Source organism: Flavobacterium wongokense, from assembly GCF_021608265.1.
Taxonomy (GTDB): Bacteria; Bacteroidota; Bacteroidia; order Flavobacteriales; family Flavobacteriaceae; genus Flavobacterium; species Flavobacterium wongokense.
Map to the genome: position 1 here is coordinate 1 of NZ_JAKIHP010000019.1, position 1,465 is coordinate 1,465.

At 32.4% G+C, this 1,465-nt stretch carries 2 protein-coding genes; both read left to right on the forward strand.

From position 1 onward, the window contains the following. The first annotated feature begins 122 nt into the window (after window positions 1-122). Window positions 123-947 carry a hypothetical protein gene (locus L1S31_RS14825; protein WP_236465560.1) on the forward strand — a complete coding sequence of 275 codons (825 nt, stop codon included), beginning with the start codon at window positions 123-125 and terminating at the stop codon, window positions 945-947. Further along, window positions 944-1,336, forward strand: a complete 393-nt coding sequence (locus L1S31_RS14830) for a hypothetical protein (protein ID WP_236465561.1) — start codon at window positions 944-946, stop codon at window positions 1,334-1,336. Before L1S31_RS14825 ends, L1S31_RS14830 begins: the two co-directional genes overlap by 4 nt. Window positions 1,337-1,465: the final 129 nt, after the last annotated feature.

Consider the following 1,465-nt stretch of genomic DNA (forward strand, 5'->3'; position numbering starts at 1 on the left):
CTTTCGGAAGTCTGGTACCAAACCGACATGGCTCGAGCAAAGACTACCGTTTCGGGTTCCAGGGACAGGAAAAAGACGACGAAATCAAAGGAGAAGGAAATTCAATAAATTATACTTATAGAATGCATGATCCTAGAATTGGAAGGTTCTTTGCAGTTGATCCTTTGTTTAAGAAATATCCACATAACTCTACTTATGCTTTTAGTGAAAACAGGGTTATCGATGGAATTGAATTAGAAGGAGCTGAAGTTTTACTATTGGGTACGTCTGTTTCGGGAGGAGCTGGTATAACTGGAAATGGTGGAGGTGGTATTATAATAGCTCCGGATGGTGTTTATGCTTACGGAAGTTATGGTATAGGATTTTCAACAAATGTATGTTTGTCATCCAGCCTTGTAGCAACTTTTTTCCCAACTATGAAGCATGCTAATGATGCCACCGGTTGGGGGCATACTGTTGGTGTTTCAGCCGGTGAAGGAGCAACTGGAGCTTTAGGTGTAGCTACTTCAGGAGACTATTTTGGTATATATGGTTCATTTGGTTATGGAGGTGGATTATTACCTCTTTCTGTTGACTATACTTACACTCATACAGAGATAACAAGGCCTATTTCTAATTTAGCTAAATATACAACCATATTAAACCAAGCTAAATCAACAATATCTGGACAAATAAAGGATGCAGAAGAAAAACTAGCCGGATTAAAAACAGAGAAAGCAGAGGCAATAGAAAACATTAAAAATGCTAAAGCAAAAATAGCTTCGTTTAAAACGGATCCTTATTACAAAGGTGAATATGGCGAATTACGCAAATCTTGGGCTAAAGATGCATATAAAGAGAATAGTGAAAAATTAAATGATGTAAATCAAGAAATGAATAAATTGAACAAAGACGTGAAAGATTTAAAGCAAATGGTAAAGGCAATTGATAAAAGTCTTGGAGAATGAAAAATAACGGACAGATAGTGGCTTATTCATTAATTACGATTTTATTTTCGATTCTAATTTTTTTTAAGTTGCCTTATTCTAATTTTATTCCAGTAATTTATCTGATAATTTTTTATCCTTTTTTTATTCTAAAATGGTTGAAATTAATTAATGTATTTTCAATTTATTTAAAAAATAAGCACATTGATTTTTATAATAAAAACAAATCTTTGACTTATTCCTTTGGTGATGCGAATATGGTTTTTAATTTTGATGAGAACGAAATCAAAAAACTTAATGATCCATTAGCTGTAGAATATGCACAGGAAATTAAAAGGATTAGAAAATTGATGTATTTCTGTTTTTTTGGTTTTATTATACTTGTAATCATATTGATTGAAAACAAATAATATGGTCAAATCTTTATATTACCATACCCAAAAAACCACAACCAAAAAGTTGTGGTTTTTTACTATATTTACCTACGTTCAATATCAAAAAAATGCCTATTCTTTCGGAAGTCTGGTACCAAACCGACA

Excerpts from the sequence above, each read along its gene's own strand:
- L1S31_RS14830 (WP_236465561.1), top strand. The coding sequence starts at position 944 with ATGAAAAATAACGGACAGATAGTGGCTTATTCATTAATTACGATTTTA.
- L1S31_RS14825 (WP_236465560.1), top strand. The coding sequence starts at position 123 with ATGCATGATCCTAGAATTGGAAGGTTCTTTGCAGTTGATCCTTTGTTT.